The following is an 8,119-nucleotide window of genomic DNA, read 5'->3' on the forward strand; positions in this document are numbered from 1 at the left end:
GACGGCCTGGCCGGCCGAGCAGGACCGGCGGTTCCGGTTCTGGATCCCGTCCCCGGGCCGGTTCCCACCCTGCCGCGCCCCGCAGCCGGGCATGCGGGCACTCCTTCCGGCTGAGGGCTTCTTCTGGCCCGTGGCACCCCGGCAGGCGTCCCCTCCCCCTCTTTCAGAGAGGCGCGACGTCCGCCGATTCCCCGTCAGTCCGTACCACCTGCCGCCGCCCGGCCGCCCGGTCCCTTCGCACTGCCCTGCCGTCCCCACTGCCCCCGATCCGAGGAACGCCATGACCGCGACCAGCCCTCGCCAACTGCACCTCAACGCCTTCCTGATGAACGCCGGACATCACGACGCCGCCTGGCGGCACCCCCGTACCCAGCCCGAACGCGTCACCGATCTGCGCTACTTCCAGCAGCTCGCGCAGACCGCCGAGCGCGGGCTGCTCGACTCCGTCTTCCTCGCCGACGGTCTCGCCCTGTGGGGCAACGCCCGGTACAACGCGCTCGGCGGATTCGAACCACTCACCCTGCTGTCCGCCCTCGCCGCGGTCACCGAGCGCGTCGGGCTGATCGCCACCGTCTCCACCACCTTCAACGAGCCCTTCCACACCGCCCGCAAGTTCGCCTCCCTGGACCACATCAGCGGAGGCCGGGCCGGCTGGAACATCGTCACCTCCGGCACCGAGAACGAGGCCCGCAACTTCGGCCGGGATGAGCACCTGGAACACCGGCTGCGCTACGAGCGGGCCCGGGAGTTCGTCGACGTCGCCACCAAGCTGTGGGACAGCTGGGAGGACGAGGCCGTCCTGCTCGACCGCGAGCGCGGCATCTACGCCGATACCGACAGGGTGCGGGAGATCAACCACCGCGGAGCGCACTTCGCGGTGCGCGGGCCCCTGAACGTCCAGCGCGCCCCTCAGGGTTACCCTCTGCTCGTGCAGGCCGGTTCATCGGAGGACGGCAAGGAGTTCGCCGCCCGGTACGCCGAGGCCGTCTTCACCGCCCAGCAGACCCTCGCCGACGGCCGGTCCTTCTCCCAGGACCTCAAGTCCCGGCTCGCGCGCCACGGGCGCCGCGCGGACGCTCTGCTGGTGCTTCCCGGAATCGCCCCCGTCATCGGCTCGACCGAGGCCGAGGCACGCGCGCTGGAGGAGGAGCTGACGGAGTTGCAGATCCCCGAGTACGGGCTCGCCCAGCTCTCCGGGATGCTCGGCACCGACCTGACCGGGCTGCCGCTGGACGGGCCGCTGCCCGAGCTGCCCGAGGAGCGGGACATCAACGGCAACAAGAGCCGCTTCACGCTCGTCGCCGAACTCGCCCGCCGCGACGGTCTCACACTGCGCGGCCTCATCGCCCGCCTCGGCGCCGGACGCGGCCACCGCGTCTTCGCCGGCACCCCGGGGCAGATAGCCGACGAGCTCCAGAAGTGGTTCACCGAGGGCGCCGCCGACGGCTTCAACATCATGCCGCCCCACCTGCCGGGCGGCCTGGAGGACTTCGTCGACCACGTCGTACCGATCCTGCAGCGGCGCGGCCTGTTCCGCACCGAGTACACCGGACGCACCCTGCGCGAGCACTACGGTCTGGCACGCCCGGCCAACCGGCTGGTGGCGGCGGCGAAGACGGTGTGACCGGGCCGGACTGACGGCGGCCCGGCATCGGCCCGCAGGGGCCGGGGTGCACGCGCGGGATGCGTATCCGCGCCCAACGGGCCGGTATGCGCGTCCTCGACCGGAGCCCGGTCCCTCGGCAGGAGCCCGGTCGCCGAACACCTCACCGCCCCCGCCGGAGCCCTCGCCAGGGCCACCGGGCGGCGGCGCGCGGCCGGGCGTCGGGGGCGGTCCCTCCGCCACCCGGCAGACCGGGAGCAGGACGCCGCCACCGGCAGACCGGGGAGCGGGACGCCGCGGCCCGGACGTACTCGCTCCCCGCCGGCCCCACCCGCCGACGCCGCACACGATCACCCCTCGGGGGATAATGAGCGCATGCGGATCTCAGCCAGGGCGGACTACGCGGTACGTGCCGCACTGCAACTCGCGGCGTCGCGGGACGGGGGGCCACTGAAGGCCGAGGCCATCGCCAACGCCCAGGACATCCCGCACAAGTTCCTCGAAAGCATCCTCAACGATATGCGGCGGGGCGGCCTCGTCCTCAGTCGGCGCGGCGGCAACGGCGGCTACCGGCTGGCCAGGCCCGCCGATTCCATCAGCATCGCCGATGTCATACGCGTCGTGGACGGACCGCTGGTCTCGGTGCGCGGCGTCCGCCCTCCGGACCTCTCCTACACCGGCCCCGCCCAGTCGCTGCTCCCTCTGTGGATCGCGCTGCGGTCCCATGTGCGCGAGATCCTTGAGGGTGTGTCCCTCGCCGATGTCGCGGCGGCCGACCTGCCCGACGGCGTCTCCGCGCTGACCCTCGCCCCCGGCGCCTGGACCAACCCCTGATCCCCGGAGCCGTCGGAGTCGCGGGAGCCGTCCTACCCGGCGGCGGATCTCACCCCACAGGATGCGGGCGGCCCTCCAGGAGACCGCAGCCGCATCGTGGACATCCGGAGTCCACCATATGGGCGCCAGGGTGGCGGATCGCGTCATCCTGCCACTGAAGCCGCAGGTCAGACGGCCTCCCACAGGGCCGTCAGGTGGCGCAATACGGCGGCAACACCAACGAGGAGGTTCTCCTTGTACGTTCCCTGTCATGCCAGCCGAACCTGCCCCCGCCGCCCTCCCGGTCGCCGCCGCGCGCCGCCGGCGACTGCGTGCGGACCGGGCCCGGCAGCTCGCCGACCTGCTACACGATCATCGACTATCCGGCGGTGTTCGTCGGGATGGCCACGATCGGCGCCCTCGGGTGGCTCACCTCGACGGCGGTGGAGCCGCTGCGCGGGAAGCCGGCCTTACCGCTCAGTGGCTCCGCTCAGGCGAGGAGATTCGCGAGCTGAGCCATCTCGGTGGGCGGGTCGATCACGGGCTGGATGAGGAGTTCGTCGATGCCGGCCCGTTCCAGGGTGGCGATGCGGGCGAGGAGGTCGTCGCGGGTGCCGACCAGGGCCAGGGTGTCCATCAGCGAGGGCAGGACCAGATCCCGGTCCCGCGGTGCGATGCGTCCGAGGTAGTTGGGGTAGAGCTTGGTGTGCCGGTCCGGCGCGGTGGCGGTGGTGCCGCGCCGGTCGAGGAACCGCCGCACCGCCTCGCGTTCCTCCGGGCCGAGTTGCCCGGCGAAGGCGGGTGTGTCGGCGGCTGTGTCGGCGGCGAAGGCCAGCAGCGACAGGACGAGGTGGCCCGTCGCATCCCGGGCCGCGTCGCCGTAAGGGTCCTCGTGCTCGTCGAGCAGGTGAAGCGAGGTGACCACATAGGAGTCCGTGCGGGCATCGCCGTCGCGGAGGGTGTCCTGGGCGGCGTGGCGGCGGGCTTCGTGCAGCGTGTGCCAGGCGGTGGGGTCCAGCAGGCCGAAGGAGATGAGGCCGGTGTCGCGGCGGCCCGCGACGGCGACAGCCTTCGGCCCGAGCGCGGCGACGACGAACTCGATCGGGTCGGTGGTGTTCACGTGTGCGCCGGTGTGCAGGAACCGGATGTCACGGACCCGGTCACCTTCGCGGTACACGGTCGGCCGTCCGGCGCACAGGTCCTGCAGTGCGGTGGTGAAGTTCTCCAGCGTGGCCGCTGTGACCGGCCGCATGCCCAGGGTGCGACGGGCGGTGTTTCCGGTGCCGACCCCGCAGATGATCCGGCCCGGCGCCAGGGCGTTGAGGCCGGCGAGCCCGCTCGCGGCGGCCGGGGCGGAGCGCAGCGCCGGTGAGGTCACGCCGATGCCGAGCCGGATGCGACGGGTGGCCTTGGCACACAGGCTCAGGGCCACGAAGGGGTCCCCGGAGACCATCGGGGTGTCGTTGACCCAGAAGCTGTGCAGGCCCAACTCCTCGGCCCGCACCGCGAGGTCTTCCACACCGGGGTACGCGGCGACCACCACGCCAGCACGCATCAAGCCTCCAGGGCATGAGGATCGGCTCGAACTCGCTCAGCATGACAGGTAACAGCGGCAGCGTGGCGGGTCCGGCAGCGTGGGCGCGCGGGTCGTTCAGGGGGAACCGGCAGACACACGAGGCCGACCGGTGGGGAGGGGGACGGGCGGCCGTCGCGGTGGCGTGCGCCGAACCGCGGCGGCCGGCCCGCGCGGTGTGATCACCTGTCCTCGGGAAGGATCATGTCCTCGATGATGTTGATCTGCTCCTGTGCGTTTCCGTTGGCGATCGCGCGTACGACGTGGTTGTGGTAGTCGGTCGTCCGTACGATCTTTCCGTCCCGGACCTCCGACACCAGAATGTTCGGATGGACCACCGTCTGCTCACCGATGCGCGAGACGAAGTTCCACTGCACGATCACGACATGGGGATCGGTTGTCTCGTGGACGACCACGTCCCGGTACTCGATGTCGTGATACATGCGCGGCACCCTGGCCTGCCACTGCGGATCGTCGAGCTGGGTGCGCTGGGCGGCCTTCCCCTCGTAGACGACCGGTTCGGGCAGCATGAACGGGAGTGTCACCACGACGTCCTCGGAGTGGAGGTCCAGACACTTCTCGAAATCACTTTCGCTGGCCGCGCGGATCAGTTCCAGGACGACGTCCCGGGGACTCATGGGTGTGGCCTGGCCGGGGGCGGGGGCGGGTCGGTCTTCGGACATCATTGTCTCCTTGCTTGGTACGGCAGGCGTTCTGCTGTCGGGACCGTGACGGTCCGTCGGTCCCGCTCAATCCCGCGCGGCCGTCCTGTGTCCGATGTTGGCGCGTTCGATCAGGTTCTTTCTGCCGATGCCCCGGCGTTCCCGTGTGGTGTCGGCTCTCTGGGCCGCTCGTTCGCGCTCGGTCTCCTCCTGGAGCACGACCCATTTCCGGGGGTCGATGATGACGCCGTAGTCCGCTTTCGCTCCTTCGAGGGAGACGTATTCGTCGAGGACGTCATCGAGGACCAGGCGCGGATCGCGGTCGAGGGGGTCGCCCCAGCCGCCGCCGGCACCACTTTGCGCGAAGACGGTGACCGACGGGTCGAACGCCGTGAAGATGTTGCCGTCGGCGACGATCAGTTCGGTGTCGCCGCCCTCGTCGAAGATCGTGACGTTGCCGGTTCCCTCGTAGCCGCCGGCGTATCCGGGCAGCGGGTGCACGATGCCTCGCGGGTCGGAGTACGCGCTGGTGTCGCGGGCACCGCGCAGGGTGCGGCGCATGACGAAGGCCGGGCTGCCCCGCCACTGGCCCGGGGCCGCCGAGTCGGTCGCGTACTCGTCCTGGTGGTAGAAACCGGGGAACTGCCATTCGTTGATCTCGACGTTCACCGGGCGGGCGACGCTGAACGGGGCTGCCCAGCCGCCCCAGCCGTCGACGCCGTATGTCGCACTGCACGAGGTGGCGGTCACCGACAGCTCCCAGTACAGGAAGAAGCTGTCGCCCGAACCGGGGTCGGGGTGATCCCGGTTCGGGCGCCGGTCGAAGCCCCTGACGTAGTGGATGGGCAGGGGGACGGAGACGTTGCCGACCCGCTCGGGCACGAACTGCTCGCAGGCTTTCATGACGGCCTGCCCGATCTGGCCGCCGCAGCACAGGGTGGAGTCCATCGTGGCGGCGGGCGGATCGGCGTTGACCAGGGTTCCCTTCGGGAGGTTGATGGTCAGCGCGTTGAACAGCCCGGAGTTCACGGGGATCTCCGGGCAGAGCACGGAGATCGCCACGGAGACCCAGGCGATCGAGTTGGCGACGACGCTGTTGATGGTGCCGTCGGTCTGCGGGTCGGTTCCGGTGAAGTCGAGCGTCATGGTGTCGTCGGCGACCGTGACGCTCAGCTTGATCCTCAGGTCCCGGTGGTCGCGGTTGTCGGTGTCGATGAAGACCTCGGAGTGGTAGGTGCCGTCCGGCCAGCCTCGGATGTGCTCACGGAGCCTGCGCTCGGAGTAGCCGAAGATCCACTCCAGGGACTCACCGATCGTGTCGAGGCTGTAGCGGTCGCAGAGTTCACGGATGCGCTCCTCGCCCTTCCGGCACGCCCCGATCATTCCGGCGAGGTCGGCTTCCAGGAGATCGGGAAGCCGGTTGTTCCGCTTCAGCCAGTCCCAGAGTTCGCGGCGCCGCTGGCCCTTCTCGACCAGCTTCAGCGGGCCCGGGCGGAAGCCCTCGTGCCAGATCTCCCGGCCGTTGGGGTTGCCGCCGCCGGGGAACGGGCCGCCCTGGTCGGCGACGTGCAGCCGGGTGGCCGTGAAGAATGTGGGCCGGCCGTCGAAGAAGATCGGCAGGAGCACCGTGTAGTCGCCGATGTGGCTGCCGCCGGAGTAGGAGTCGGCGACCAGCAGGACGTCGCCGGGGTCCAGGTCGCCGCGGAAGAAGTCCAGGCTGGTCTGTGCCGAGCTGAGCTGTGCGAAGGAGTGCAGGATGATCCCGTCCCGCGCGACCATTTTCGCCTCGACCCCGTCGTAGCTGTAGACACCGGCGCCGCAGTCCTTGGACTCGGCGACGACGGGGTGTTCCGACGAGCGGGTCAGGGTCTGGTAGATCTCGGTCGCCGTGGTGTCCAGGGCGCTGCGGATGATCTCCGCCGTGATCGGGTCAGCCATGCCGGCCACCGCCTTCCTGCCGTGTGTCGTCGTCGCGTTCGCCGGGATCGATTCCGTAGACGTCCCGGGCCCTCGCCGGGGTGATGAGGCCGTCGGCGAGGTCATTGAGAACGGCGGCCCGGTCGCGTGCCCCGGGTGGGCCGTAGCCGCCCCCGCCGGGCAGGCGCAGCCGGAGCAGGTCGGCCGCGACCGGCTCCTCGACGGCGACGGCGGGCGCGGGCTGCCATCCCCCCGGGGTGTGGAACGCGACCCCGCCGCCCGCGCCGGCGACCGCGCCGTCGAGCCCGTCGACGGGGCACGCCGCGGTCCGGGTCCAGAGGGTGTACGCGTGGCCGGGGGGAAGTCCGACGACGGCCTCCACGCCCGGGGCGCCCGCCCACTGCCCTGTGCCGGAGGTGTCGGCGGCGTACTCCAGATGCTCGATCCGCGTGCCGGTCTCGATCTCCCACTGTTCGGCGGAGGGCAGTTCGGCGCGGCCGGCCAGGGCGGGCCCGCCCCAGCCGTCGTGTCCGGGTGTGGCGCTCGCACCGCCGACTCCCCAGCGGGCGAGGTCGGTCTGGTCGCTGCGGTCACCGGCCGGCCGGCTCAGCACCAGCGGCCTCGGAACGGTCAGCGCCGGCAGCGGCGTCGGGACCGCGTCGCGCAGGGCGGCGGCGACGGTCTCGGTGACCTCGCTGCCGCAGTGGTGGACACCCAGCCCGACCGGGGCGGGGTCGACGGGATGGGTGGCGGTGCCGGGCCGCGTACGTACCTCGACCGCCCGCAGCAGCCCGCTGTTCGCCGGAACCGTGTCGCCGAGGACGGCGAGGACGGCCCGCAACGCGCAGTCGGCCGTCGTCCCCGACGAACTGTTGACGAACGAGGGCCGCTGGCCGTCGGTGCCGGTGAAGTCGAGCAGGAGCGTGTCCCGCTCGACCGTGGCCGACAACCGTACGGTGAGCGGCCCCCCGCCGGACGGATCGTCCTCCAGGGTGCGGGCGGCGGTGTGGGTGCCGTCGCGCCAGCCGGTGATGGCTGCCCTGGCGAGTTGCTCGCTGTAGGTGAGGGCGTGCGCGAGCCCGGCTCGGATCACATCGGTGCCGCGCGCGCCGACCAGTTCGGCGAGCCGCCGCCGGCCCAGCGTGAGCGTCGCGCTCGCGGCGTCGATGACCCGCCGGGTCTCGTCCGGGCGGCGGCTGTTGAGCAGGAACGTGGTCAGTACGTCCCGCGCCTCCCGGCCCATGCGCTGGATCTTGACCGGAGTGACGGGTACGCCCTCCGCCAGGATCTCCGTCGCGCCCGGGTAGAGGTTCCCCGCGACCTGCCCGCCGAGATCGCGGATCGGGACCCGCACGACGAGGTGCAGAAGCATCTCGCTGTTGATCACCAGCGGGCTGAGCAGGGTCAGGTCCTGCACCCGGGTGCCGCCGCGGTGGGGGTCGTTGGTGACGACGATGTCGCCGTCCTTGAGGTCGAACTCGAAGTAGTCGACGATCCCGGCCACCGTCTGGGCCATCGAGCCCAGCTGCAGCGGGTTGTCCACCGCCACGA

The 8,119-nt window shown here is 71.4% G+C and carries 6 protein-coding genes and 1 pseudogene; 3 read left to right on the plus strand and 4 right to left on the minus strand.

Annotated elements, in window-relative coordinates; genetic code table 11:
• Positions 1-280 precede the first annotated feature (280 nt).
• The 3 genes and pseudogenes from ACWF94_RS26410 to ACWF94_RS26420 form a co-directional block, all read left to right on the plus strand.
• The gene (locus ACWF94_RS26410) at positions 281-1,624 is read left to right on the plus strand and encodes an LLM class flavin-dependent oxidoreductase (protein WP_453493407.1); all 1,344 of its coding nucleotides are present in this window, start codon (positions 281-283) and stop codon (positions 1,622-1,624) included.
• Positions 1,625-1,978: 354 nt separating this feature from the next.
• Positions 1,979-2,437, plus strand: coding sequence for an RrF2 family transcriptional regulator (locus tag ACWF94_RS26415; RefSeq protein ID WP_453493410.1), 459 nt, complete (start codon positions 1,979-1,981; stop codon positions 2,435-2,437).
• Positions 2,438-2,781: 344 nt separating this feature from the next.
• Positions 2,782-2,931: pseudogene (locus tag ACWF94_RS26420) on the plus strand (ABC transporter permease); the annotation flags it as partial.
• Here ACWF94_RS26420 and ACWF94_RS26425 read toward each other — a convergent pair.
• The 4 genes from ACWF94_RS26425 to ACWF94_RS26440 form a co-directional block, all read right to left on the minus strand.
• The gene (locus ACWF94_RS26425) at positions 2,907-3,971 is read right to left on the minus strand and encodes an LLM class flavin-dependent oxidoreductase (RefSeq protein WP_453493413.1); all 1,065 of its coding nucleotides are present in this window, start codon (positions 3,969-3,971) and stop codon (positions 2,907-2,909) included. The pseudogene ACWF94_RS26420 and the gene ACWF94_RS26425 overlap by 25 nt on opposite strands.
• 200 nt (positions 3,972-4,171) lie before the next feature.
• Positions 4,172-4,672 (minus strand): nuclear transport factor 2 family protein, encoded by a 501-nt coding sequence (locus ACWF94_RS26430; protein ID WP_453493416.1) that lies wholly within the window; start codon positions 4,670-4,672, stop codon positions 4,172-4,174.
• 66 nt (positions 4,673-4,738) lie between these two features.
• Entirely contained in the window at positions 4,739-6,589 is a 1,851-nt protein-coding gene (locus ACWF94_RS26435) for a hydantoinase B/oxoprolinase family protein (RefSeq protein ID WP_453493419.1), read from the minus strand.
• Positions 6,582-8,119, minus strand: a 1,538-nt coding sequence (locus ACWF94_RS26440; protein WP_453493422.1) for a hydantoinase B/oxoprolinase family protein, incomplete at its 5' end; no start/stop codon positions are given. The genes ACWF94_RS26435 and ACWF94_RS26440, both read right to left, overlap by 8 nt.

The organism is Streptomyces sp. NPDC055078, assembly GCF_053607985.1.